Here is a 25002-nt window from a genome sequence, read left to right on the forward strand (position 1 = left end):
TTATTTTTGTAGTTCTAAAAAATTAGTATGAAAGATAAGCTCAGCTACATTGACCCCCATATTCATATGACTTCAAGAACAACAGATGACTATGAGGCCATGGCGGCTGCGGGTGTTGTTGCCGTAATCGAACCTTCATTTTGGTTAGGTCAGCCCCGAACACAGGTAGGTTCATTTCAAGATTACTTTAGTAGTTTGGTTGGTTGGGAAGCTTTTAGGGCCAGTCAATTTGGAATCAAACATTATTGTACTATCGGTTTAAACTCCAAAGAAGCAAATAATGAACCACTTGCCGAACAAGTTATGGATTTACTTCCCCTTTATCTTCATAAGGAAAACGTTGTGGGCGTTGGTGAAATCGGCTACGACGACCAGACAGCAGCTGAAGACAAATACTTTCGAGCGCAATTGGAATTAGCAAAAGAATTCGATATGACCGTTCAAGTACATACACCACATCGCGATAAGAAGGCTGGTACAATAAAAAGTATGGAAGTATGCCTTGAGCACGGTTTAGATCCGGGCAACGTAGTGATAGACCATAACAATGAAGAGACGGTTAAAGAAGTTTTGGATAGAGGTTTCATTGCAGCCTTTACTATTTACCCAAAAACAAAAATGGGAAATGAACGAATGGTAGCGGTGGTCAAAAAGTTTGGTAGTACTAATATCATTGTCGATAGCTCAGCTGATTGGGGAGTAAGTGATCCACTTGCGGTTCCAAAAACAGCAGGTTTAATGCTAAGAAGCGGTGTTGCTAAGGAAGACGTTCACAAAACTTGCTATCAAAATGCATACGATTTCTTTAGTCGTTCTGGTAAAATGAAAGAAGAGCATTGGCTTAATCCGGAAGCGATTGACCAACGAAAACTTTTCAATGACAACAGTGTGCTTAGAGGACAGCAACCTAAAGTTGAGGAAGACAAAATTGTTTAATGAATCCCATTCTTAGAGGCTATCTTCGACTTTGCCGACCACCCAATTTGCCAACCGCGGCGGCCGATATCTTGGCAGGTCTTGCGATTATCGGTGCCTTTAGTAGTCCAAGTTGGCCGGTTGAAGCTTTGTTTTTGGTAGTTTCATCGATATTCCTGTATGCTGGTGGTGTTGTTTTCAATGATTTTTTTGATTACGAAATAGATTTGGTCGAGAGACCGGAAAGACCACTTCCATCAGGAACTATTCCCTTGAAAAACGCAGCTATTTTTGGCGCTTTATTAATGCTAACAGGTTTATTATTAGCGACATTAGTTTCCATTTTCTCAGGTGTCGTTGCGCTTGTTTTGATATTAACAATATTACTTTATGACAGTTGGGGTAAAAATCATTCCTTTTTTGGCCCTTTGAATATGGGTTTGTGTCGCGGGCTCAATTTATTGCTCGGTATGTCTTTGGTGCAAACATTTGACTATTGGCAATATGCCCTTATACCAGTACTATTCATCTTTGCCGTAACCCTCATTAGTAGGGGTGAAGTACATGGCAATAACAAAAAGAACATCATATTTGCAGGGGTATTATATGGTTTGGTGCTTATTTCCGTTATGCTACTAAACAATTTGTACGGAGTGGAACAATTTGGATACCTCTTATTTTTAGGACTTTTTGCCATTATGGTCTTAATTCCTTTGATTAGGGCTTATCGTGAAAATATTCCTAAAAATATTATGAAGGCAGTTAAAGCTGGTGTTTTGTCCATAATTTTGTTGGATGCAGCTATTGCTTCTGCCTTTGCAGGATTACAAATTGGGCTATTAATCGTACTTCTATTGCCATTATCAATTTTGCTCGCGAAGGCTTTTGCCGTAACCTAATTCAGGGATGAAGAATTTACCTTCAATACAACAGTCTTTTAAAGTTCAGTACAATTATAAGTTGGACTTTACCCAAAATTTGTTTTCAGCTGAAAATACCCTTTTAGCGAATCTTTTAAAAGCGTATTCGGCATCAGGTAATAAAGTCTTAGCGGTCATTGACGAAGGGGTTGCTAGAGCTCATCCGACTCTGGTCAATGACATTAAAAATTATGCAAATAGTTATAAGGACATAATTCAGGTTCAAGATGTTTTGATTGTTGATGGTGGGGAGCAGGCTAAAGTGAAACCAACAAATTTAGAACGAGTTTTAGGGGCCATTAACGATAGTCATATTTGCCGTCATTCTTTTGTTTTGGCAATTGGGGGAGGAGCCGTTATTGATATGGTCGGCTATGCAGCAACAACCGCTCACCGTGGGGTGAAGTTGATTCGGGTTCCTACCACGGTTCTTGCTCAAAATGATGCGGCAGTTGGGGTAAAGAACGGAATCAATTACTTTGAAAAGAAGAACTTCTTGGGCAGTTTTTCACCACCTTTTGCAATTGTCAATGATTTAGAATTCCTTAAAACGCTTGAACAACGCGATTGGATTGCCGGAATTGCCGAAGCGGTTAAAGTAGCAGCCATAAAAGATGTGGATTTTTTCAACTTTCTCGAATCGAATGCCACAAAGATGGCGGAGCGAAATATGGAAGCTACCGCAAAAATGATTCACCGATGTGCTGAATTACATATGCAACATATTGCCCAAGGCGGAGACCCTTTTGAAAGTGGTTCGTCAAGGCCACTTGATTTTGGACATTGGGCGGCACATAAATTGGAACAGATGACCAATTACCAATTGCGACATGGAGAGGCAGTTGCGATGGGAATTGCATTGGATGTTACCTATGCCAATGAAATTGGATTAATTGATACGAACACCTTAAACCGAGTAATCAAATTACTTGAAGAAATTGGATTCGAATTAGCATTGCCGGTTCATTCTGAAGCTGAAATCGAAGAACTACTGCACGGTATCGAAGAATTTCGAGAACATTTAGGAGGTCAATTGACCATAACTTTGATTAATGGAATAGGCATGAAGTATGATGTTCATGAAATTGACCTTAATCATATGAAAAAAGCAATTAATCTTAGAAAAGCATCAAAAGTCGTTACTTTGTAAGATGCGGTTGAACGATAATTTTCATCTTTCCTATTGCAGTAACATCCATCCTGGAGAAAATTGGCAAAAGACATTTGATAGCTTAAAAGAGAATCTACCTAAAATCAAGGCCAAAATCAGTCCTGATCAAGAATTCGGACTTGGGCTGAGACTTTCTAACAAAGCCAGTGTCGAATTAAGCCAAAACAACAATCTGAAAGAATTTAGCGAATGGTTAGTTCAGAACAACTGTTATGTCTTCACCATGAATGGATTCCCATATGGAAATTTTCATGATGAGAAAGTTAAGGATAAGGTACACGAGCCAGATTGGACAACACAAGAAAGATTATCCTACACATTGCGATTGTTTGAACAGCTCGCAATACTCCTTCCAGAAGGTTTAGAGGGTGGGATTTCTACTTCTCCGATATCTTACAGGCACTGGTTTGAGGGAGATTTAGAAAAGCAAATCGCCATGGAAAAAGGCGCCGCTAATATGGTTGAGGTTGCCTTTAATTTGCACGAAATAGAATCAGAAACTGGTAAGTTCCTACATCTTGATGTAGAACCAGAACCTGATGGTCTACTAGAAAATACGACCGAGGTATTGGAGTTTTTTGAGAATTTTCTGGTTCCTGCGGCAGTTTCTCGATTCAATTCCATAGGTAAATCACCCGAAGAGGCAACTGATTTATTGAAAAGACATATTACGCTGTGTTATGATGTATGCCACTTTGCTTTAGCTTTTGAAGCTCCGGATAATACTTTCCAACGGCTTGCGGAAGCCGGCATACAGATTGGCAAAATTCAGATAAGCGCTGCCCTCAAGATTTTGGAATCCAAAGAAAGCACAAGTGAAATTTGGGATGCTTTAGCAGCTTTTAATGAGCCTACTTATCTTCATCAAGTTACTGAATTGATTGATGGGAAAGTTGTTACGTATTCAGACTTGCCAGAAGTATTGAAAAAACAAGCACCATTTACAGAATTACGGGCCCATTTCCACGTTCCGATTTTTTTACAAGAGTTTGGTTTATTAAAATCCACCCAAGACCAAATAGTTGATACATTTAGTTATCTAGAAGATAATCCCGGGCTAACTAAGCATTTAGAAGTTGAAACCTATACTTGGGATGTGCTTCCTAAAAATTTAAAAATACCCATTGTCGATTCCATAGTACGTGAATTGAACTGGGTCAAATCCCAATTGTAGTGAAAAAGACCGTTGTTATTAATGTAGTCGGATTGACCCAAAATCTGATTGGGGAACATACTCCATTTCTGACTTCATTTTTGAAAACCGGTTCGCGCTCATTTATAAGACCGGCACTTCCCGCTGTTACTTGTTCTGCACAAACTACGTATTTAACCGGAGTTAAACCTAGCGAACATGGTATAGTTGGTAACGGTTGGTATTTTGAAGACGAGTGTGAAGTAAAATTTTGGCGACAATCAAATAAATTAATCGAAGCTCCAAAGATTTGGGACAGCCTTAAAGCTGAGAATAAGGATTTTACCGTAGCCAATCTCTTTTGGTGGTATAACATGTATTCTACAGCTGATTATAGCGTCACTCCAAGGCCAAATTATTTGGCAGATGGTAGAAAAATTCCAGATTGTTATTCCCATCCGGCATCACTGCGTGATGTTTTACAAGACAAATTGGGCACCTTTCCCTTATTTAGTTTTTGGGGTCCAAAGACTTCAATCAAATCGAGTCGTTGGATTGCAGATGCTACTATTTTGACCGATGAGCTATATGACCCAACCTTATCATTGGTTTATTTACCTCATTTGGACTACAACATACAACGTTATGGTAATGATTTCTCGATAATTAAGAAAGACTTATTGGAAATAGACCAAGAAATAGAAAAATTGGTAAATCATTTTGATAAGCAAAATGCCAGTATTGTTATTCTTTCAGAGTATGGAATTACAAACGTTAATAATCCGATTCATTTGAATCGTCTACTTCGTGATAATGGATTTCTTTCAATACGAACAGAAAAGGGGTTAGAACTCTTAGATGCTGGTGCAAGTAAGGCATTTGCTGTCGCTGACCATCAAATTGCCCATGTTTATCTAAATGATGACAGTATTAGGGCAGAAGTCCGCCAACTATTGGAAGGCACAAATGGTATTGAAACAATATTGGAAGGGGATACACTCAAAGAATGGGGTCTTGACCATGAGCGAAGTGGAGATTTTGTGGTCGTTGCCGATAAAGATTCATGGTTCACCTATTATTTCTGGCAAGATGATGCTAAAGCTCCGGATTATGCCAGAATGGTTGATATTCATAAAAAGCCTGGCTATGATCCAGTTGAAATGTTCACCGACCCAAAAGATAAATTGGTTGTTCCAAAAATCATATGGAAGCTTTTAAAAAAGAAAATGGGTTTTCGGACGGTTATGGACGTAATACCACTTAAGGCAGAATTAGTCAAAGGATCTCATGGTCGTATTCCAGAATCCAAATCCGATTGGCCAATTTTTATCACTGACCGGAAAGATGTATTAAAGAATGAATCAATAAAAGCAACAGATGTTTTCTCTATTTTAGAGCATCTTTTAAAACCTTAACCAATGAAATCTTTTTTAAAAATTTTAGCCATCATTTTCGCCTTACTATTTATAGCTGCTGCTGTTGTTCAGTATAATGACCCAGATGCAATAAAATGGTATGTGATTTATGGAATGGCTGCGTTAGCCTCAATATTGTTTGTCTTAGGTCGATTGAAATTTTTATGGGCACTTTTTTTGTTCGGATTTTTTATCGGTTTTGCTATTTACTCATGGCCAGTAAAATTTGAAGGTGTTACCATCGGAGAAGGGGACATTGTCAATATCGAAAGAGGAAGGGAGGCACTTGGCCTTCTAATCGCCGCCTTGGCAATGGGACTTTTTGCGTATGGAAGCTGGCAGATGCCAAAAAAGGTCTAAAAATCCAAATCAAATTCTTGACGCAAGAGGTCAATTGCTGGGTTTTTTTCCCGTAGCTTTTCATATTTCTCTTCGGGGGTAAAAGCGAATTTTTTTGCAACCTCTTCGTTTACTTGAATTTCTAGCTCGATTGAGTGATTTTGAAGTTTGCCTTTGAGGTAGGCCATTAATGGTCCTTGCTCCCGCTCAATTTCCTTTTTCATGGTACCGTTTGGCAGCTCAATGAAAATTGTACTTTCTTCTTTTAATTTAGGTTCATCTGCAAGTAGATTACTTGCCATTATTTTCTTGCCAGAAGCATCTAGCTTGGCAGCGTAGTCCTTCCAGTGTAATAATAGCTCATCATGAGTAAATGAATTTGAAGGTAGATTGGCTTCTACAGCAGGTGTTTTATTTGATTGGTGTTCCTTTTTGGCTTTTAAACTTGACAGTGAAAGTCCTGATACCCGAGAAGGCATGTTCTTAAGTTCAACTTTCTCAATTTCAGGAATTGTTTGTGTAGATTCAGGAATCGAATTTTGAGCGGCACCTTTTTTCTCGGCTGCTTCATGCACTTTTTCCTCTATGGAATAAGTCTTTGTTTCCGGTACTTTTACATAATCTTGGTTTCTAAAGTAACTCGCTGGAATTATGAAATCATCCTTTTTTTTTTCGTTGTCAAAATTCAACGAGGCTACCTTCATCAACGTTAATTCAACTAACAATCGTTGGTTTTTACTATTCTTATAGCTCAAGTCACAGCTATTGGCCATATCCAATGCTTGTATTAAGAAGTCTTTACTTGCACTATTCGATTGTTCGGCATATTTCGCCTTTGTTTCATCACCCACCTCAAGTAAAGCAACGGTTTCTGGATGCTGGCAAACCAACAAATCCCTGAAATGTGAAGCTAAACCAACGATAAAATGGTGGCCATCAAAACCTAAGGCCAGTGTTTTGTTGAGCAATAGCAGCAATTCAGGAATCTTACCGCCTAGTATTAAATCAGTTGCCTCGAAATAGGTATCGTAGTCAAGCACATTGAGGTTTTCTGCAACAGCTTTTCGAGTCAATTCCTTACCTGAAAAACTGACGACCCTATCAAATATTGATAATGCATCTCGCATGGCACCATCTGCCTTTTGAGCGATAATATGAAGGGCATCTTCTTCAGCATTGACACCTTGTTCGTTGGCAATGTACTTCAGGTATTCTACGGCGTCCTTAACAGTTATCCTTTTGAAATCAAAAATTTGACATCTTGAAAGGATGGTTGGAATAATCTTATGTTTTTCAGTCGTAGCTAAAATGAAAATAGCGTGTTTTGGGGGTTCTTCCAATGTTTTTAAAAAGGCATTGAATGCCGATTGGGAGAGCATGTGAACTTCATCAATAATGTACACTTTATAGTTGCCAACCTGGGGTGGTATGCGCACTTGGTCGGTTAAGCTTCGAATATCATCTACTGAGTTATTTGAAGCCGCATCCAATTCGAAAATGTTGAAGGCAAAATCCTCATTTTCTGCCTCAGTACCATCTTGGTTTATTTTTTTAGCTAAGATTCGTGCACAGGTGGTTTTACCAACACCCCTAGGACCACAAAAAAGTAATGCTTGTGCCAAGTGATTGCTGGCAATGGCGTTTTCAAGGGTATCTGTAATGGCCTTTTGGCCAACAACATCCTTGAAGATTTGTGGACGGTATTTACGAGCTGATACTACAAAGGGTTCCAAAACTTGACTGATTTTGAGCCAATAACAAATATAAAAATAGCTAAGAGCATTGACTAGACTTGCAATCGACCTCAATGAATAGTTATTAACAATTGAAGTAACTTTGCATTGCAGGGCACTCTATCGTCTCAATTGTTATTGAGGAGGAAAGTCCGGACACCGAAGTGCAGTATAGCGGGTAACACCCGTCCATCGAAAGATGAGGACAAGTGCAGCAGAAAGCAAGTACAGTTCGGCTGTAGTGAAATCAGGTAAACTCTATGCGGTGAAACGCCATGTAAACCAATGTTTGAGGGTTGCACGCCCAAATTGGAGGGTAGGCGGTTAGAGGTTTTGGGTAACCAAGACCCTAGATAAATGGTAGGGCTCGACAGAATCCGGCTTATGACCTGCAGTCACATCAATTGCCCTGGGTAAATGCCCAGGGCAATTTACCAAGGCTATTCAAAAAAACTGAAAACGGAACTTCCATATTTTCTTTGTTCAACGAATCTTGGTTCCGTTGACAAATCAATTTGTGGGGAATGTTCCACAACGAGAACCCCGTCATCCATTAAAAGATCTTTTTCAAAAACAGTATTCGCGATTTTTTGCAATTCAGAGATTTCTAAATCATAAGGAGGGTCGGCAAAAATCACATCATACCGTTCCCTTGTTTTTGATAAAAATGAAAACACATCATTTTTAAATGCATTTATAGAAAAACCCAATTCGCCAGCGGTTTTTGAGATAAACTTTATACAACCTAAGTGGGCGTCAATAGCTGTTATATCCTGAGCCCCTCGAGAGGCAAACTCAAAGCTTATATTTCCTGTGCCAGCAAACAGATCTAAAACTTTGATTTCTTCAAAAAAGAAGCTGTTGTTGAGGATGTTGAACAAGGCCTCTTTGGCCATGTCGGTAGTTGGGCGAACGGGCAATTTTTTAGGAGCCAGCAATCGTTTGCCTTTGTATTTACCTGATATAATACGCACTAGAAGGAATTTAGAATCGCAAAATCCAAAGCACCCTTTGGTATTTTAGAAAAATCAACTGTTGGGTTGATTGGCTGAATTACTTCAACATCATGTACGTATGCTCTAGCAATCTCTAGGTATCTCTCCTCTTCCTTGGAATTGCCGAATAATCTTAGTTTAACTTCATCCAGAGAAATACCCAATTGTTCCAAGCTAAAAAGAATGTGATAAAGAAAATCCTCTTTAGTACTAATGGTATGTTGGTTGTAAAGGAGGAACCTGTTATCATTCATTATTAGAACCTCCATTTCTTGATTCACTAGATGTACAAAACAATGGGGACCTGGTTCCCGGTTTTGTTTCAGAAAGGTTTTTAATAGAACAGTGGAATTATGTAGCTCGCGAAATTCACTGAAAACCTCTGAGATTAGTTCATTTATTTTACTAAAAGGGGTATAGACGTTTACAAGATCCAGACTACCCAAATCATCATAGGTTACACTATCATTGGAGGTAATGGTTGCATTAAACTTTAGGTAGTCCTGTAAGTTGTCCTTGCTAAAAAGCGCCTTAGGCACCAAACTCGAGTTATTCGTTCTATGAATTATCAGAATATCTTCGAACGAGCTCCCAATTAAATTGTGTTTCTCTAAAAGTGATTTTAAGTCTTTTGAAAGTAAATAGGGTGTTTGTTCGGCATCGTAAGAATGGCCACCATGGTCAATAATTTCATTATTGACCGAATCTAAGACACAAAAAGAAAGTCCATTCAAGCCAACTTGAATGGACAGTTTCTTAAAGGATTCCATAGAATCCAAAATTTAAATTATTTATCGTTTCTGTCGTAAAGTGGAGGCCAGTTTCCGTTGGTGCTTACATCGGTAAGAGAACCAACTTTAACGAACTCGCCATTGACTTCTTCAACACTGTTTCTTGCGTTTTCCTGTGCTTTCAAAGATGCTGGCTGATCATACAGTACAACGTCCTTTTTAATCTTAGCTTCAAAAACAGGTGCCTTATAACCACTCTTGTCAATGATATCAGCCTTCATTTCAAACTTTTCCCCATTCTGGGCAAAAGGAACATCCATCATTGTCTTGTATCGGTCGTCAGCTTTAAATAATGAATCCTTGACCTTAACCGTCCCAAGGGTATCGATTACAACAGTATCTACTTGTAAGTCGATTTGGTACGCCTTGTCAAAACGCATAAAAGAAGAATCTCTTTGTGTCGTGATGGTATAGTCACCAGTATCAACAAACTTGATAAGGCTATTGAAGTTTGCCGCATATTTACCATTAACCGATTTGTATGCTTCTTGAGCATCTCGTATATCTTTCAATTTGTTGATTACGGCCTGAAAACGTTCTTGGCGTACTTTTTTGAATTCAATCGGGCCGTTTACCGAGCCATAAATTTTGTAAGCGAAGAAAATACTTAAGGCTGCAAAGACTAACATAATCAATGGCCTAAGCTTAGAAGGTAGAAATTTGTCAATTACATAAACCAATCCGACGGTTAATAAAATGACTAGAATAACTGCTAGTATCATAGGTGTTTTCGTATTACTTTAAGTTAATTAGTGGTTACAGACAAATCTACAATTTTTTTTTAATGACGAAAGTTTTTGTGTGCTTTTCTAACCCTATATTTGGGACTTTCCATTTGTATTGACGGCCCGCGAATTTCATAAGATTTTGAGGGAAAAATTTCCCCACGAACCAACTGCTGTGCAAAGTATTGCCTTAGAAAAATTGGCGGATTTTGTTATTGACAATAATAAGGATGCCCTTTTTCTTCTGAAAGGATTTGCAGGTACAGGTAAAACGACATTAGTCGGTACTATAACAAAAAACCTTTGGCATGCAAAAAAGAAATACGTTATGCTGGCACCCACAGGTAGGGCTGCAAAAGTTATGGCTAGTTACAGTGGTAAAGAAGCTTTTACCATACATCGAAAGATATATTTCCCTAAAAAACAGTCGAATGGCGCCATGAAGTTCGTCTTGGCACCAAACAAGCACAGAGATACGCTATTTATTGTTGATGAAGCATCAATGGTTCCCGATAGTCCGGCCGATAGTAAACTATTTGAAAATGGTTCCTTACTTGATGACCTCATGTATTTTGTGTATTCAGGTCATAGATGCAAACTTTTATTGATAGGTGACACGGCACAATTACCACCGGTTAAATTAGAATTAAGCCCGGCTTTAAATGACGATACCCTTGAACTCAACTACAATAAAACGGTGACCAAAATAGAATTGGATGAAGTCACAAGACAGACCGCAGATTCTTCAATTCTTTGGAACGCAACTTTGATACGGGAACAATTACAGCAATCCTTTTTTGAAGAATTTAAGTTCGACCTTAATGCCGGTACTGATCTCGTTCGCCTAATTGAGGGTAACGAAATACAGGAAGCAATTGATAGTTCATATCAAAATGAAGGGCGTGAAGAGACAGCGATTATTGTGCGCTCAAATAAAAGGGCAAATCTTTACAATCAGAATATTCGGGAACGCATCCTTTTTCTTGAGAACGAGATTTCCGTTGGGGATTACATGATGGTAGTCAAAAACAACTATTTCTGGCTACGACCAAATTCAGAAGCAGGGTTTATTGCCAACGGTGATATTGTTGAGATTTTAGAACTCTTTTCGATAAAAGAATTGTACGGATTCAAGTTTGCCGAGGTAAAGGTTAGAATGGTTGATTATCCGAATCAGAGACCCTTTGAGACGGTACTATTATTGGATACCATTATGGCAGAAAGCCCTTCTTTGTCCTATGAAGATGGCAATAGGTTATATCAAGAGGTTGCTCAGGATTATGCGCACGAAAAATCAAATTACAAGCGATTTCTCGGAGTGAAGAACAATCGGTTTTTTAATGCCTTGCAGGTCAAATTTTCCTATGCCATTACCTGCCATAAATCACAGGGTGGGCAATGGGAAAACGTTTTTGTGGAGCAGCCGTATTTGCCCGATGGCCCGAATAAGGAATACCTTCGTTGGTTGTATACAGCAGTAACCAGGGCCAAGAACAAACTCTATCTCATCGGTTTTAAGGATGATTTTTTTCTTGAAACATAAACTGTTATTTTAGTCAAAATCAAAGGAGTATGACTCAAGAAACGATCATAAGTATTTTTCTGGGTATTGGCTTGGCGGCCTCAGCAGGTTTTCGTGTATTTCTGCCCTTATTCGCCCTTAGTTTGGCAAGTTATTTGGGTTTTTGGGAACTAAATGAAAACTGGGCTTGGATTGGTAGTTTGGCTGCGGTTTTGACCCTTGGCATTGCTACTGTGGTTGAGATTTTTGCCTATTTTATTCCGTGGATTGATAATTTATTGGACAGCATTGCCATACCCTTGGCAGGTATAGCTGGCACGGCGGTAATGGTTTCTACCATGGCCGATTTAGACCCTGTAATTACATGGTCTCTGGCTATTATTGCTGGTGGTGGTACGGCAGCCGCCATTAAGGGTGCCAATGCAGCCGGACGATTGACCAGTACTGCCACTACTGGTGGTTTGGCAAATCCAGTGGTATCTACCGTTGAAACCGGTACGGCAGCGGTTGTGGCAACTGCAGCATTGGCAAAGCCAATTATTGCCGCAATTCTTGTGGTCATTATTTTGGCCATTATTTTCAAAATTTATAGAAAGATTAGACCAAAAAAATCAGCGACTTGAGGATAATTTCAATGATACCAGCCCGCTATCAGGCATCTAGGTTTCCAGCCAAGTTGATGCAAGACCTGCATGGCAAACCCGTAATTGTGAGAACCTTTGAGGCGGTACAAAATACCGGTCTTTTTGATGAGGTGTATGTGGTCACTGATAGTGAAATCATTCAAGAAACAATTGAAAATATTGGCGGAACCGTCATTAGGAGTAAAGAAGAGCATGAAAGCGGGAGTGACCGAATCGCTGAAGCTGTTTCAGAAGTAGAAGCGGACATTATCATTAATGTACAAGGCGATGAGCCTTTTATAGAGCAGGAAAGTTTAGAAAAGGTCATTCGAGTATTTCATGAAGACATAACCAACGAGATTGATTTGGCTTCTTTGATGACCCCAATTACCGATTGGGAAGAAATTTCCAACCCAAATACGGTTAAGGTAATCGTAGACAATCGTAATTTTGCGCTCTATTTTTCAAGATCTGCCATTCCTTATCCAAGAGATGAGAAGGTAGAAGCAAAATATTACAAGCATAAGGGTATTTATGCCTTTAGAAAAAGGGCGTTACTTGATTTTAAGCAACTGCCGATGTTGCCTTTAGAGGCCAAAGAGAAAATTGAAGCAATTCGATTTCTGGAGTATGGGCGTAAAATAAAAATGGTCGAGACACATGTGACAGGGGTAGAAATTGATACGCCAGAAGATTTAGAACGTGCATTGAAAGAATGGAAGCAGACTTTAAAGGCATAAAAGTGATTGGTTTTGATGCGGATGATACGCTTTGGGTCAACGAAACCTATTTTCGAGAGACCGAAGAGCGCTTTGCCGAGTTATTGGAGAGCTACGAAACCAAAAACAAAATTGACCAAGAGTTATTCAAGATGGAAATGAAGAACTTGGAACTTTACGGTTATGGTATTAAAGGTTTTGTGCTCTCTATGGTTGAATCTGCGTTGGACCTTTCAAATAATAAAGTATCCCAATCTACAATAGAAGAGATATTGCAATTGGGCAAAAATATGATAGACCATCCCGTTGAAGTGTTGGATGGCGTTGAAGAAGTATTGGAAAAATTGCAAGCAAAGTACCGGCTTATCGTGATGACAAAAGGCGATTTATTAGACCAAGAACGAAAGCTCGAAAGGTCTGGACTCTCCAAGTATTTTCATCATGTAGAGGTACTAAGCGATAAGAAAGAAACGAATTACAAGGCCTTGTTGGAACATCTTGAAATTGACACAAATGAATTTTTAATGGTAGGGAATTCTTTGAAGTCAGATGTTCTACCTATATTAGGTATAGGGGCGAAGGCCGTTCACATTCCCTTTCATACCACATGGGCCCATGAAGAGGTCAATGAAAATGAAATAAATGTCAACGGTCATTTGAAGTTGAATAGGATTACCGAAATTCTGAAGTATTTGAATTAAATGGAGGTGAACGAGATAAATAAGGGAAGCATTAAAAGTAAATCTACGCAACAGTATAAGAACTTTCCCATGGTGCCAAGGGTAATCTATGGTCGGGGAAGTTTCGGACAGTTGGCCGATATTTTGCTACCCAAAAGAAGGAATTCAGAAGCCCCTTTCATTTTCCTGGTGGATGATTTTTTTGAAGGGAAAGAACTGGAAAGCAGAATACCATGGTTGTTCAACGACCTGACAATTTTCATTTCTGCTGCTGAAGAACCGAAGACGGAACAAGTAGATGCTTTGGTCGCTAAAATAAAGAACGACTTTGATGAATTACCATCAGGTATTATAGGTATTGGGGGTGGTACCGTTTTGGACCTCTCCAAGGCTGTAGCTATTATGCTCAATAACAAAGGCGGTTCTGAAGAATATCAAGGCTGGGATTTGGTTCAAAAACCAGCATTGTTCCATGTTGGCATCCCTACAATCAGTGGTACGGGCGCCGAAGTTTCTAGAACGGCCGTGCTATCAGGGCCCGAGCGAAAACTAGGAATCAATTCAGATTACACCACTTTTGACCAAGTAGTACTCGACCCTGATTTGGTCGTGACCGTACCAAAAGACCAGTGGTTCTTCACAGGCATGGATTGTTTTATACACTGTGTGGAGTCGTTGAACGGCACCTATCTAAATGCATTTAGCCAGAGTTATGGTGAAAAGGCGTTTGACCTATGCGAGGAGGTTTTTCTCGGTGATTTGTCTCCAAAAGAAGCTGAAGACAAGTTGATGATGGCCTCATGGCATGGGGGCATGAGCATTGCTTATTCCCAAGTTGGAGTAGCGCACGCTTTGAGTTATGGCCTGTCTTATGTTTTGGGCACAAAACACGGCATCGGTAATTGTTTGGTTTTTCAACATTTGGAAGAATTCTACCCAGAAGGGGTGACGCTCTTCAAAAAAATGAAGGAGAAGCACCAAATTGAGTTTCCTAAAAATGTTTGTGCCAATTTACCGAATTCCGACTTGGAGACCATGGCACAAATTGCACTTTCAATGGAACCCCTTTGGGAGAATGCGCTAGGCAAAGACTGGCATCAATGTATCGACCAAGAAAAAGTGGTCGCCATCTACAAAAAAATCTAGTGTTACGTCCAATCGCTAAATTCATTTACTACCGCCTCATGCGGTGGAAAATGGTCGGCCAATTTCCAGACGTTGACAAATGCGTGGTCATCGTTATACCACATACGCATTGGTATGACTTTAATATGGGCATATTGGTACGTGAACTGATTGGTAAAGAAATCAACTACATTGGTAAAAAGAGCCTGTTTAAATGGCCCTATGGCTGGTTTTTTAGAATGACCGGTGGCACACCGGTAGACCGCTCAAAAAACCAAAATATGGTCGATGCCGTGGTCGATATTTTCAATTCACGAAAAATATTTCGATTTGCTTTGGCACCAGAAGGTACCAGAAAAAAGGTAGAATCGCTAAGAACCGGTTTTTACTACATCGCCAAAAAGGCCCAAGTGCCTATTGTCAAAGTGGCTTTTGATTTCGGCAATAAGCAGGTAAAGATTTCAGAACCCTTTTACACTACGGATGACTTTGAAGCGGATATGGCCAAAATCAAGGAATTCTACAAAGGTGTTAAAGGCAAGATACCTGAATATAGTTTTGATTGACTAGATTTTATTCAGCTCTGGTAAGGGTTTTGGTTTTGGCTTTTTCTGTATAGCCCCAGGAAAAACCATATCAGTACTTGAATACGAGCTTCCAAAGGTTATCGAAGCGGCATAGACCTGTTTAAGGGCATCCAAAACCTGTTCGTCACTCAATTGCTTTAAGGGGTGTGCGAAGACTGACCAAATGATCTCCTCGCTTAAGGCGTATTTCACATCCAATGCAGTATGAAAATTGGCAACCATGGCATTTAAGATTTCCCCTTCTTGAACATCTTTAAGTTCGGCAATAGGCGAAATAATACGCATTCGGTTTGCATTTTCATCATAGATACATATTAGCATGGCATCATTGATTTTAAATTGTATGGATTTCTGCCGAACAAAGGTAGTATCCGCTGTTTCTTCGATTAGTTTCGTCAATTTAGCCGGCGTCATCTCTTGAGCGGTCAGTTCTGCTACACTAAATAGAAGTAAGAGGATAAGGAGTCTCATATGCTACGATTTAGTAAATGGTCGTTTTTAACTGCCGAACATAACATTAGAACGGAATCTACTATAGAAGCCGGCACATAGGTTCGGGTATTCTTATTGCAATTCACCCTTGATTTTTTACCATTTATACAGTTTTTAACATAATTTGTTATAAAAACCCTAAATTGTTAAAGTTTTCTCCCCTGAAAAATGAAAAGTCTGAAAAAGTTGAAAAGACTCGGTGAATAAAGAATAAATCCTTCAGGGATTATTAGATAACAAAGAAGTAGCCCCACAATCTTCAATGTTCTAACCGCTTGTGTTGTACAAATCAACACCAGCAAGTATGAAAAACAAATTACACCGCAGAGGTTTTCTTAAAAACTCCTTGGCTGCCTCTGGTAGCCTTATGCTTTCAGTTCCCTTAAGTGCTGCTGCATTCCCAAACACCACGGCCGCATCAAAATGCGATATACGGTTGAATCCTTTTGGGAAGCAATTGGAAATTTCAGGAAAAATTTTTGATGCAAGCGGAAAAAAAGTATTGCCAAATACCACTTTACAGTTTTGGCATTTTGTTGACGATGCAAAAAAGAAAAGCCATCGCGGTATGCTTACCACGGACGATAAAGGACGCTACCAAATTAAATTGGACTATCCATCAAATACAGGGGATAGGGCTTTAAACTTCGGCTTCGATTTATCCAATGGAGCGAAGAATTATCAAACCAATTTGAAAATCTCAGAATTTGATGCCTTTATCACAGGGGAGCATTGGGAAGCGAACAATCAATTAGAGGATAATTTATTATTCCCCAAACATTCAAAAAGTGACCATAGAACCATGGTCGAATTCAATATTTCTTTAAACAACCAAAAATAATTTTATACTATGGCTGTAGATCCATTATTAGGTCAGTTAATGACTGTAGGCTTTAATTTTGCTCCAAGGGGTTGGGCCCGTTGCGAGGGTCAACTTTTAGCTATTGCTCAATATTCGGCATTATTCTCTCTATTGGGAACTACCTACGGGGGCGATGGAAGAACATCCTTTGGACTACCGGACCTTCGAGGCCGGTCAATAATCGGTGTAGGTAGTGGCCCAGGATTGGGTACTATCCAATGGGGGGAAAAAAATGGCGTTGAAGATGTAACGCTGACCATACAAAACTTACCTCCACACAATCATGCTATTGCGATACCGGTAAGTGACGAAACCGGTGAGGAATCCGATCCCACTAGTAATGTTATTGCGAGTCGCACAGATGGCTTTAAGTCCACCCCGAATACTACTTTAAATGGCAACGCGGCCGCAACAACTGCAAATACTGGAGGCGGTGTGGCTATTAACATTCGTAACCCTTATTTGGGCATGTATACCTGCATCGCTCTTCAGGGTATTTTTCCATCTAGATCATAACGTTATGTCAGCAAATCCATATTTAGGACAGATTACCACATTCGGGTTCAATTTTGCCCCAAGAGGCTGGGCAACTTGTCAAGGACAATTACTCCCGATTAGTCAAAACAACGCGCTTTTTTCATTATTGGGAACAACATATGGCGGCGATGGGAGAACGACTTTTGGACTTCCTGATTTGAGGGGTAGAACAGTTATTGGGCAAGGTAACGGTCCCGGTTTGAGTAATATTAGATGGGGTGCTAGAGCTGGGGCGGGATCCCGGAATTTGACTTCGGCTAATATGCCGAGTCATAATCATAGCTATAACCAAAAACTTAACGCCTCTGATGAGGCAGGGGACCTAGATAACCCGGCATTAAATTTTTTGGCCGAACATGGCGGTGCTTACAATGAAGACCAGGCTGGCGAGCGTACTTTGGCCACTTCAAACGTTGGCTCGGGAACAGCCTTTTCAGTCCGTAATCCCTATTTGGGTATGTATCCCTGTATTGCTACGGTAGGGGTGTATCCCTCAAGAAGTTGATTTATGAAAGTAGCCTTTCTTTTACCAACTTCAGATATGTATCCAGCCTTGGCCAAGGATTTTTTGAACGGGTTCAAAATGGCCTTTGTGCAGCGTGAAGATAAATTTGAGTTTGTCTTTGAAGGCATAGGTAAAGCAGCAGATGATTATGTCGTAAAAACGGCTGAGAAATTATTACTCCAAGAAGAAGTCGACCTCACCGTGGCCTTTTGTAGTTTTTTTCAACTTAAGCCACTGGTTGATAAGTTTGAGCAATATCAGAGCCCACTAATTTTTGTAGACTTAGGGGGGGCGCTCCCAAAAACCGAACATTTTGGGCAGTTTGTGCTGCACCATTCACTTCATCTTTGCGAGTCTGCTTTTTATGCAGGCCAATATGCAGCAAAAAATATTGGTAAAAAGGGCGCATTACTCGCTTCTTTTTATGATGGAGGCTACCAAATGGCTGCTTCTTACGTCAAGGGTTTTGTGGATAGTGGTGGCGAGATGGTCTACAATTTTGTAGCCCCAATGGACTACCACGATGTTGATTTGAACATCATTTTTCAAGAACTGGAAGAGAGTGGGGCAGATGTAGCCTTTACCTTATTTAGTTATAAAGAGGCCGGCCACTTTTTTGAAGCGATGGCGAAGCAGAAGAAGGAAACCCTTCCATATATGATGGCATTGCCTTTGGCAACAGATGGCAGCATGAAGTACACTGATTTTGGTCTTTCGCAAGTACATTCTGTGGCCTCTTGGTCATTTGACGACCCCAATGAAGCAATGACTTCCTTCGTCAATTCCTATAAAGATAACTATCAAAAAGCACCGACTGTTTTCGCATTGCTCGGTTTTGAAACAGCCCTTTTGGCGCTTAGTGCAAAACGCGATAACAGAATTTCATTCGAAAAACTTAAAGGCATTGAAATAAAAACCAGCCCAAGAGGTGTACTACAAATAAATCAAAACAATCAGACCTCGGTCAAAAAACATTTACTCCGAAAATTTGAATACAACTGCACGGAGTATCACAATCTAATTGAAAAAATAGTGCCATCGGAACATACGGGTGCCCTTTATGATTTTATGGAGGGAGTACCCTATACCGGATGGCGAAATCCATATATCTGTACCTAATAAAATAACTCCACCAAAATGAAAAACATTACCCTTACATTTCTGTTTTTTACACTAATGACCCTAGCGGGTTACGGCCAAAAAGTGGCCATTGTAAGTTTAAACCACACCTCGCCCGATGGTATGGCAATTGTAGCGCTTGAAGATTTGCCTTCTGGCGAAACATTCTATTATACCGATAAGGAGTACGATGCTGCTAATGATGCATTTGAACCACAAGAAGTTGTGGTTGAGATCGTATTGACCTCGGCAATGGCCAGGGGGCAGGTCATTACCATTTCAGAAATCTCTTCAGATGTGCTGAGTTTTACTTGCACCAGTGGTTGCACGGGTTCAGCTACGGTAATTGATTCAGTGAACACGAATTTTTCATTGGCTACCGATGGAGAGGGGCATTACTTATACGCTGATGATGATACCGACCCCACCAATGGCATTACCGAAATCTATTGTGTGGTTTTTACGGGTAGTGGTGAGAACCCGGTGGTAAATGGTGGTCCAATACCCGCTAATGAAGATCCGACGTCGGATTTTCCAGATGCAATTGTGGTCGATGGCTTCCCGGCCTCCGATCCTGGGTTCACAGAATTTAATCCAGCTTTACGAAGTGGTTCGGTTTCAAAAAGCGATCTGGAGGACCCCGCTAATTGGACACACGGTCAAGCAAATGCTACACCATCACAGACACCCTTTACAGATATTGCAGTTGGGGGTGATACCACCCCACCAACAATTACCTGTCCAACCGTTTCGCCCGCTGCATTGGATATAAATTGTGAAAATGCATTGCCTGATTATAGAAGTTTCCCTACGGTGGCCGATGATATGGACCCAAATCCCGTAGTAACGCAAGACCCTGCCCCAGGTACGATTCATTCAACGGATATTGACGTCACCTTAACAGCAACTGATGCCTCGGGTAATTCAGCTTCCTGCACTTTTACCTTAGAAGTAATAGATGCAATAGCTCCCTCAGCGGTCTGTCGAAACATCAGGGTGCAACTAGATGCTTCTGGCAATGCTACCATTACAGCAGCTGATATTGATGGTGGTTCTACTGATAATTGTGGTGTCACTGCCTTAGTGGCAAGCAAGACTGCTTTTACAACAGCTGATGTAGGTGATAATGACGTTACACTTACGGTATCTGATGCGGATAACAATATGTCTACTTGTACCGCTATAGTTACGGTTGAGGACAATGTGGCACCAAACGCTGTATGTATTCCTTCCAACTCGATAACCTTGAGATTGGGCCTTGATGGAACAGCAAGTTTATTTGCCAATGCTATTGATAATGGTTCAAATGATGCTTCGGGGATAGCCAATTTGGAAGTTAGTCCTGACCTTTTCACCTGTGCTGATTTTGGGGAGCGTACGGTAACTCTAACGGTAACCGATAATAATGGCAATGTGTCTTTCTGTAGCACTATTATTCAAATTGATGATGTTTTGCCCCCAGAAATCACATGCCCATCTGATGTGATGAGAACGAGTAGCAGTTCACTGGTTTTGACTTTGGCCGATCTTGGTACACCGTCTACGCTGGATAATTGTAATGTGGCCAGTGTCGTGGGTACACGTTCTGATAATAATAGCACAGATTTGGTAGCCGCACCCTTTCCACAAGGGGTTACTAACATCAACTATGTGGTTACCGATATTCATGGCTTAACAAACACTTGCTCCCAGACCGTAACCATTATGCCACCGCCCTTGGTCAATGTCCCAAATGTGGTTGGTTTACAACAAGCCACGGCTGAATCGAATCTTTTACTTGCTGGTTTGACGATAGGCACAGTGACCACAGCCAATGATAATACGGTGCCTGCTGGTAATGTTATCAGTCAAAACCCAACTTCTGGAACTTCAGTGGCAGAAAACAGTCCAGTTGATTTGGTAGTTTCCTTAGGGCCATCTTGTATAGTTTCAATCGATACCCAGCCTCAAGACCCAACAGTATGCGAATTTGACTCATTAAGTTTGTCAGTAGTCGCTTCAGGGACTGGGACTCTATCGTATCAATGGCAATTTGCTGCGCCTGGATCATCTAGTTTTAGTGATGTTCTAACCAATTCGCCAACAGTTCAAGTTGGGGCAACTGTAAGTTTAGGTGCCAATGGTAACCAATACAGAGTAATTGTTACCAGTGACAATGGTACACCGAGCGATTCAAGTGATGATTGTTCAGTAACCAGTGATGCAGTGACACTAACGGTAAACCCATTGCCAACCGTAACCTTTACGGCCCCGGACGACCTTTGTATTGATGCAGGAGTCCAAACCGGTCGAGGAGGGGGTACACCCGCCCAAGGTCCGTCAGCAGGAGATTCTGGAGTCTATAGCGGCCCAGGGGTAACCGACGACGGCAATGGTATGACCTATTCTTTTGACCCTGCGGTAGCCGGTGTTGGGGTACATGAAATTACCTATGAATATACCGATGGCAATGGCTGTACAGGTTTAGCCACAGATGAGGTTGAAGTTTTTGCTTTACCCGTACTTACGTTTACCGCCCTTGCAGATTTGCCAGTTAACGCAGGCGTACAAACCAATCTTGGCGGGGGTAATCCCGTAGGTGGGGTCTATAGCGGTATAGGAGTAACAGACAATGGTGACAGTACCTATGATTTCGACCCTTCAGTCCCTGGTGTGGGCACCCATACTATTACCTATACCTATACTAATCTCAATGGTTGTACAAATTCAGCCAGTGATGATGTTGTGGTGCTACCAGCACAACCGCTATGTAGTGTGACTATCGAGGTTCAACCGGTTGATGCTTCTTTATGTTTGTCCCCGTTACCTATTGGGGCCAGTATTTCGGTAACTGCGGTTACCAATGGCGCAAGTTTGAGTTACCAATGGGAGCAATTGCTTAGTGGTAGTTCAACTTGGACTGAGATTGGACCAGATAGTAATGAGTTGTTGTTTCAAGCGCCACCACTTTCATGGGATGACTCACAATACCGGGTGATTGTCACCTCTGACAATGGTACCCCTGCTGACGATACAGACGATTGTTCGGAAACCAGTGATTCGGCAACCTTATCGGTAAATGAACTTCCAACCGTAACCTTTACAGCCCCTGGGCCATTTCAACAGGCCTCTGGTATAGAAACAGGCTTGGGAGGTGGACTGCCCGTTGGTGGTGTTTACTCAGGTAGTGGAGTTTCTGACGATGGTAATGGCGAAACCTTTTCATTCGATACGGCGTTTCTAGATTCTGAACAGGTTGAAGTTACCTATACCTTCACAGATGCAAATGGTTGTACCAATTTTGCTAGGGATAATATTGTTAGTGGTATTCCAGAAATTTCAATCGATGATGTAGTCCTAGCTGAAGGTACGGGTGGCACAACGACATTCGTATTTACAGCTACGCTAAGTCGAGCGAGTGCAAATACGATTACTGTTGATTATGAAACTTTAGATGGTACTGCAGTTGCCACAGAAGATTACACAGAAGTGGAAGCTACCTTGACGTTTAATCCCGGAGAAACTTCCAAATCATTTGGTATCGACGTAAACCCAGATTCAGCATTTGAGTCGGACGAGACCTTTTTCATACAACTGGTTGACCCCGTCAATGCTGCCATTGCCGATAATGAGGGTATTGGTACGATACTGAATGATGATGCCCCCGCTGCGATTTACATCAACTCCGGCGGCGGCGAGACGGTATTCGATGGCAAGACCTTTGTTGCCGATACGAATTTCAATGGGGGAGTGACCGCGGCCAATACAAGCCTTGCGATAGCTGAACTGTTCCAGAGCGAGCGTAATGGTCCCAGTGAGGAATTTGGTTATGACATTCCCTTACCAAATGGGGAGTACCAGGTCACACTTTACTTTGCCGAGACCTTCTGGGGATTGGGCACACGGCCCGGTATTGGCGCGAGGGTATTCGATATAATGCTCGAGGGGAACACAGTGCTCGATGATTATGATATCATTGCCGATGCCGGTGGTGCTGCGATTCCGATAGCCAAGACCTTTACAGTAGTAGTCAACGATGGCCAACTGGACCTTGACCTTGACAGTCTTGGCGATGACGGTTCGGACAGGCCCAAGCTATCAGGTATAGGCATTGTAGGCGGTTCCGGGGCCCCTGTGAACACCAAACCGGTAATTACCCTCAACGGTCCCGTAGTGGTGACCTTGATCCAAGGGGAGACCTATATCGAGGAGGGAGCTACGGCGAACGACCTTGAAGATGGCCCTATACCGGTACTGATCGGTGGTGAGACGGTAGATACCTCCACCCCGAATACGTATATCGTTACCTATAATACGGTCGATAGCGGTGGCCTTGCGGCAGATGAGGTGACCCGTGCAGTGACGGTATTACCATTGGGCAATCCGGATTTTGCACTGCGCATCAATGTCGGCGGCCCTGATACGGTGCTCAACGGCGATGACTTTATGGCCGACGCCTTCTTTGATGGCGGCCTAGCAAGCACCAATGGCAGTCTTGCCGTACCAAGCCTGCACCAAAGTGTACGCACATCACCAACTCAGGAGTTTGGTTATGACATCCCACTTGCGGATGGCGACTACACGGTAACACTTTATTTCACGGAGACCTTCTGGGGATTGGGCACACGGCCCGGAGCAGGTTCACGGGTGTTCGATGTGATGATGGAGGGCATTACCGTACTTGACGATTATGATATCATTGCCGACATCGGTGGAGCGGGCATTCCCGTGACAAAGAGCTTCGCGGTTACGGTCACAGGCGGGCAGTTGGACATCGACCTTGATGCCCTAGGGCCTGACGGTGCCAACCAACCTACCTTATCGGGTATTGAAATAGAGGGTACGGGTGGCCCAGTGAACAACAAGCCAGTGATAAGCCTTAACGGCCTGGCGAACATCACCCTGACCGAAGGGGACGCCTATACCGAAGAAGGCGCAACGGCGAACGACCCAGAGGATGGCCCAGTAGCGGTAAGCATCGGGGGCGATACTGTTGATACAGGCACACCGGGCACCTATGTGGTGACCTACGACGCCGTCGATAGCCAAGGACTTGCAGCCGACCAGGTGGTCCGAACGGTCACGGTACAGGCTGATGGCCCAACGGACTTTGCCCTTCGCATCAACGCGGGAGGCCCTGAGACCGTATTGGGCGGCGATACCTTTATAGCTGACGCCTTCTTTACCGGCGGCGGCACAGGAAGCAACGCTGGTCTCGCGGTCCCTGAACTGCACCAGACCGAACGTACCTCACCGACACAGGAGTTCGGATACGAATTACCATTGGTGAACGGACAGTACGAGGTGACGCTTTACTTTACCGAGATATTCTGGGGTATCGGAACCCGACCAGGGGTAGGAGCCCGAGTGTTCGACGTACAGTTGGAGGGCAGCACGGTATTGGATGACTTTGACATTGTAGCGGACAGTGGTGCCGGGGTAGCGGTGAGCAAGACCTTTACGATAACGGTATTGGACGGACAGTTCGACCTTTACCTGGAAAGCCTAGGTTCGGATGGTGCAAACCAACCGACGCTATCGGGCATAGAGATCGAATCGATTGGAACGATGGCCTCGCCATTACAGTTCAATACGAACAGCATGTCGTTATCACCGAACCCAGCGAACATCACCTCTGTGGTCTCTTTCGAGGAACCTGAGGAGATAGAGCAGATACAGGTATTCGATTTAACGGGTAGATTGATTCAGAGCTTCGATGCGAAGAAGATAAGAAACGGTGATACCTTTGAGATGGACGTGTACCCGATACCAGTGGGCACCTACATCGTTAGGGCTGAAAGTCCTTCGGGCTTCCAGTACAACAAACAGATGGTCATCAAACGCTAATGACCACACCAAACTGACCAAAATAAAAAGCCGCTCCCAAGAGCGGCTTTTTAATTGTTCAAAGTTGGCGCAAATAGTCTAAAAATCGTATTACTTAGTGTGTCAACCTTTTCCTTAAAAAAATGAAGAATCACAAAAAATTACAATCAAAAATTACATATATGTTTAACGATATCTTCAAATAGTAACGAATTCGCATCTTTTCGTTAAACAAGATTGTGAAAGACCGTTAAATAAATTAACTTATATCACTTTTTATTTTTCTAACT

Annotated in this window: 22 protein-coding genes and 1 other RNA gene; 18 read left to right on the plus strand and 5 right to left on the minus strand. The window is 41.8% G+C overall.

Features of this window, described 5'->3' with window-relative positions; translation table 11 throughout:
• The first annotated feature begins 27 nt into the window (after window positions 1-27).
• Genes HCU67_RS08215 through HCU67_RS08240 form a run of 6 tightly spaced genes read left to right on the plus strand, consistent with a single transcriptional unit; the run spans window position 28 to window position 5913 of the window.
• Window positions 28-936, plus strand: coding sequence for a TatD family hydrolase (locus HCU67_RS08215; RefSeq protein ID WP_168552164.1), 909 nt, complete (start codon window positions 28-30; stop codon window positions 934-936).
• Window positions 936-1814, plus strand: a complete 879-nt coding sequence (gene eboC / locus HCU67_RS08220) for a UbiA-like protein EboC (RefSeq protein WP_168552165.1) — start codon at window positions 936-938, stop codon at window positions 1812-1814. The genes HCU67_RS08215 and eboC overlap by 1 nt, the downstream gene beginning before the upstream one ends.
• A gap of 7 nt (window positions 1815-1821) precedes the next feature.
• Window positions 1822-2985 carry a 3-dehydroquinate synthase gene (locus HCU67_RS08225; protein ID WP_168552166.1) on the plus strand — a complete coding sequence of 388 codons (1164 nt, stop codon included), beginning with the start codon at window positions 1822-1824 and terminating at the stop codon, window positions 2983-2985.
• 1 nt (window position 2986) lies between these two features.
• Complete coding sequence (gene eboE, locus HCU67_RS08230) at window positions 2987-4180, plus strand: metabolite traffic protein EboE (protein WP_168552167.1); 1194 nt, start codon at window positions 2987-2989, stop codon at window positions 4178-4180.
• Window positions 4180-5553 (plus strand): alkaline phosphatase family protein, encoded by a 1374-nt coding sequence (locus HCU67_RS08235; protein WP_168552168.1) that lies wholly within the window; start codon window positions 4180-4182, stop codon window positions 5551-5553. The genes eboE and HCU67_RS08235 overlap by 1 nt, the downstream gene beginning before the upstream one ends.
• Window positions 5554-5556: 3 nt before the next feature.
• Window positions 5557-5913: a transmembrane 220 family protein gene (locus tag HCU67_RS08240; protein ID WP_168552169.1), complete on the plus strand. Its 357-nt coding sequence runs from the start codon at window positions 5557-5559 to the stop codon at window positions 5911-5913.
• Here HCU67_RS08240 and HCU67_RS08245 read toward each other — a convergent pair.
• Window positions 5910-7625, minus strand: a complete 1716-nt coding sequence (locus HCU67_RS08245; RefSeq protein WP_168552170.1) for a DNA polymerase III subunit gamma/tau — start codon at window positions 7623-7625, stop codon at window positions 5910-5912. The genes HCU67_RS08240 and HCU67_RS08245 overlap by 4 nt on opposite strands.
• 107 nt (window positions 7626-7732) lie before the next feature.
• Here HCU67_RS08245 and rnpB point away from each other — a divergent pair.
• Window positions 7733-8025: RNase P RNA component class A (rnpB, locus tag HCU67_RS08250), an RNA gene on the plus strand.
• 40 nt (window positions 8026-8065) lie between these two features.
• On the opposite strand, the gene rsmD is transcribed toward rnpB, so the two are convergent.
• From rsmD to HCU67_RS08265, 3 genes are read right to left on the minus strand one after another with little or no spacing between them, the layout of a single operon-like run.
• A complete protein-coding gene (gene rsmD / locus HCU67_RS08255; RefSeq protein ID WP_168552171.1) occupies window positions 8066-8599 on the minus strand; it encodes a 16S rRNA (guanine(966)-N(2))-methyltransferase RsmD in 534 nt (177 codons plus the stop codon).
• Window positions 8599-9390, minus strand: coding sequence for a DUF3822 family protein (locus tag HCU67_RS08260; RefSeq protein WP_168552172.1), 792 nt, complete (start codon window positions 9388-9390; stop codon window positions 8599-8601). The genes rsmD and HCU67_RS08260 overlap by 1 nt, the downstream gene beginning before the upstream one ends.
• Window positions 9391-9407: 17 nt before the next feature.
• On the minus strand, window positions 9408-10040 hold the full coding sequence (locus HCU67_RS08265) for a hypothetical protein (RefSeq protein ID WP_168553459.1): 633 nt from the start codon (window positions 10038-10040) through the stop codon (window positions 9408-9410).
• A 211-nt stretch (window positions 10041-10251) separates the two neighbouring features.
• Between HCU67_RS08265 and HCU67_RS08270 the strand changes: the two genes are divergently transcribed.
• From HCU67_RS08270 to HCU67_RS08295, 6 genes are read left to right on the plus strand one after another with little or no spacing between them, the layout of a single operon-like run.
• Window positions 10252-11679, plus strand: coding sequence for an ATP-dependent DNA helicase (locus HCU67_RS08270; protein ID WP_168552173.1), 1428 nt, complete (start codon window positions 10252-10254; stop codon window positions 11677-11679).
• 29 nt (window positions 11680-11708) lie between these two features.
• On the plus strand, window positions 11709-12281 hold the full coding sequence (locus HCU67_RS08275; RefSeq protein ID WP_168552174.1) for a DUF4126 domain-containing protein: 573 nt from the start codon (window positions 11709-11711) through the stop codon (window positions 12279-12281).
• Window positions 12282-12292: 11 nt separating this feature from the next.
• The gene (kdsB, locus tag HCU67_RS08280; RefSeq protein ID WP_210423677.1) at window positions 12293-13021 is read left to right on the plus strand and encodes a 3-deoxy-manno-octulosonate cytidylyltransferase; all 729 of its coding nucleotides are present in this window, start codon (window positions 12293-12295) and stop codon (window positions 13019-13021) included.
• The gene (locus HCU67_RS08285) at window positions 12997-13701 is read left to right on the plus strand and encodes an HAD family hydrolase (RefSeq protein WP_168552176.1); all 705 of its coding nucleotides are present in this window, start codon (window positions 12997-12999) and stop codon (window positions 13699-13701) included. Before kdsB ends, HCU67_RS08285 begins: the two co-directional genes overlap by 25 nt.
• A complete protein-coding gene (locus tag HCU67_RS08290) occupies window positions 13702-14826 on the plus strand; it encodes an iron-containing alcohol dehydrogenase family protein (protein WP_246865743.1) in 1125 nt (374 codons plus the stop codon).
• A 38-nt stretch (window positions 14827-14864) separates the two neighbouring features.
• The gene (locus tag HCU67_RS08295; protein WP_246865744.1) at window positions 14865-15371 is read left to right on the plus strand and encodes a 1-acyl-sn-glycerol-3-phosphate acyltransferase; all 507 of its coding nucleotides are present in this window, start codon (window positions 14865-14867) and stop codon (window positions 15369-15371) included.
• Here HCU67_RS08295 and HCU67_RS08300 read toward each other — a convergent pair whose 3' ends face one another.
• The gene (locus HCU67_RS08300) at window positions 15372-15863 is read right to left on the minus strand and encodes a hypothetical protein (RefSeq protein WP_168552178.1); all 492 of its coding nucleotides are present in this window, start codon (window positions 15861-15863) and stop codon (window positions 15372-15374) included.
• Between the two features lie 325 nt (window positions 15864-16188).
• On the opposite strand from HCU67_RS08300, the gene HCU67_RS08305 reads away from it, so the two are divergent.
• From HCU67_RS08305 to HCU67_RS08325, 5 genes are read left to right on the plus strand one after another with little or no spacing between them, the layout of a single operon-like run.
• Window positions 16189-16725: a peptidase associated/transthyretin-like domain-containing protein gene (locus HCU67_RS08305; RefSeq protein ID WP_168552179.1), complete on the plus strand. Its 537-nt coding sequence runs from the start codon at window positions 16189-16191 to the stop codon at window positions 16723-16725.
• Window positions 16726-16734: 9 nt separating this feature from the next.
• Window positions 16735-17262 carry a phage tail protein gene (locus HCU67_RS08310; protein ID WP_168552180.1) on the plus strand — a complete coding sequence of 176 codons (528 nt, stop codon included), beginning with the start codon at window positions 16735-16737 and terminating at the stop codon, window positions 17260-17262.
• A gap of 4 nt (window positions 17263-17266) precedes the next feature.
• Complete coding sequence (locus HCU67_RS08315) at window positions 17267-17788, plus strand: phage tail protein (RefSeq protein WP_168552181.1); 522 nt, start codon at window positions 17267-17269, stop codon at window positions 17786-17788.
• Window positions 17789-17791: 3 nt separating this feature from the next.
• Window positions 17792-18907 (plus strand): ABC transporter substrate-binding protein, encoded by a 1116-nt coding sequence (locus HCU67_RS08320; protein WP_168552182.1) that lies wholly within the window; start codon window positions 17792-17794, stop codon window positions 18905-18907.
• A gap of 18 nt (window positions 18908-18925) precedes the next feature.
• The gene (locus HCU67_RS08325) at window positions 18926-24733 is read left to right on the plus strand and encodes a malectin domain-containing carbohydrate-binding protein (RefSeq protein WP_168552183.1); all 5808 of its coding nucleotides are present in this window, start codon (window positions 18926-18928) and stop codon (window positions 24731-24733) included.
• The last annotated feature ends 269 nt before the right edge of the window (window positions 24734-25002 follow it).

This window comes from Croceivirga thetidis, assembly GCF_012272815.1.
Classification (GTDB): domain Bacteria; phylum Bacteroidota; class Bacteroidia; order Flavobacteriales; family Flavobacteriaceae; genus Croceivirga; species Croceivirga thetidis.

Coding starts and splice junctions, on each gene's coding strand:
- HCU67_RS08215 (WP_168552164.1), top strand. CDS start 28: ATGAAAGATAAGCTCAGCTACATTGACCCCCATATTCATATGACTTCA.
- eboC (WP_168552165.1), top strand. CDS start 936: ATGAATCCCATTCTTAGAGGCTATCTTCGACTTTGCCGACCACCCAAT.
- HCU67_RS08225 (WP_168552166.1), top strand. CDS start 1,822: ATGAAGAATTTACCTTCAATACAACAGTCTTTTAAAGTTCAGTACAAT.
- eboE (WP_168552167.1), top strand. CDS start 2,987: ATGCGGTTGAACGATAATTTTCATCTTTCCTATTGCAGTAACATCCAT.
- HCU67_RS08240 (WP_168552169.1), top strand. CDS start 5,557: ATGAAATCTTTTTTAAAAATTTTAGCCATCATTTTCGCCTTACTATTT.
- HCU67_RS08260 (WP_168552172.1), bottom strand. CDS start 9,390: ATGGAATCCTTTAAGAAACTGTCCATTCAAGTTGGCTTGAATGGACTT.
- HCU67_RS08265 (WP_168553459.1), bottom strand. CDS start 10,040: ATGTTAGTCTTTGCAGCCTTAAGTATTTTCTTCGCTTACAAAATTTAT.
- HCU67_RS08275 (WP_168552174.1), top strand. CDS start 11,709: ATGACTCAAGAAACGATCATAAGTATTTTTCTGGGTATTGGCTTGGCG.
- kdsB (WP_210423677.1), top strand. CDS start 12,293: ATGATACCAGCCCGCTATCAGGCATCTAGGTTTCCAGCCAAGTTGATG.
- HCU67_RS08285 (WP_168552176.1), top strand. CDS start 12,997: ATGGAAGCAGACTTTAAAGGCATAAAAGTGATTGGTTTTGATGCGGAT.
- HCU67_RS08290 (WP_246865743.1), top strand. CDS start 13,702: ATGGAGGTGAACGAGATAAATAAGGGAAGCATTAAAAGTAAATCTACG.
- HCU67_RS08295 (WP_246865744.1), top strand. CDS start 14,865: ATGCGGTGGAAAATGGTCGGCCAATTTCCAGACGTTGACAAATGCGTG.
- HCU67_RS08300 (WP_168552178.1), bottom strand. CDS start 15,863: ATGAGACTCCTTATCCTCTTACTTCTATTTAGTGTAGCAGAACTGACC.
- HCU67_RS08305 (WP_168552179.1), top strand. CDS start 16,189: ATGAAAAACAAATTACACCGCAGAGGTTTTCTTAAAAACTCCTTGGCT.
- HCU67_RS08310 (WP_168552180.1), top strand. CDS start 16,735: ATGGCTGTAGATCCATTATTAGGTCAGTTAATGACTGTAGGCTTTAAT.
- HCU67_RS08315 (WP_168552181.1), top strand. CDS start 17,267: ATGTCAGCAAATCCATATTTAGGACAGATTACCACATTCGGGTTCAAT.
- HCU67_RS08320 (WP_168552182.1), top strand. CDS start 17,792: ATGAAAGTAGCCTTTCTTTTACCAACTTCAGATATGTATCCAGCCTTG.
- HCU67_RS08325 (WP_168552183.1), top strand. CDS start 18,926: ATGAAAAACATTACCCTTACATTTCTGTTTTTTACACTAATGACCCTA.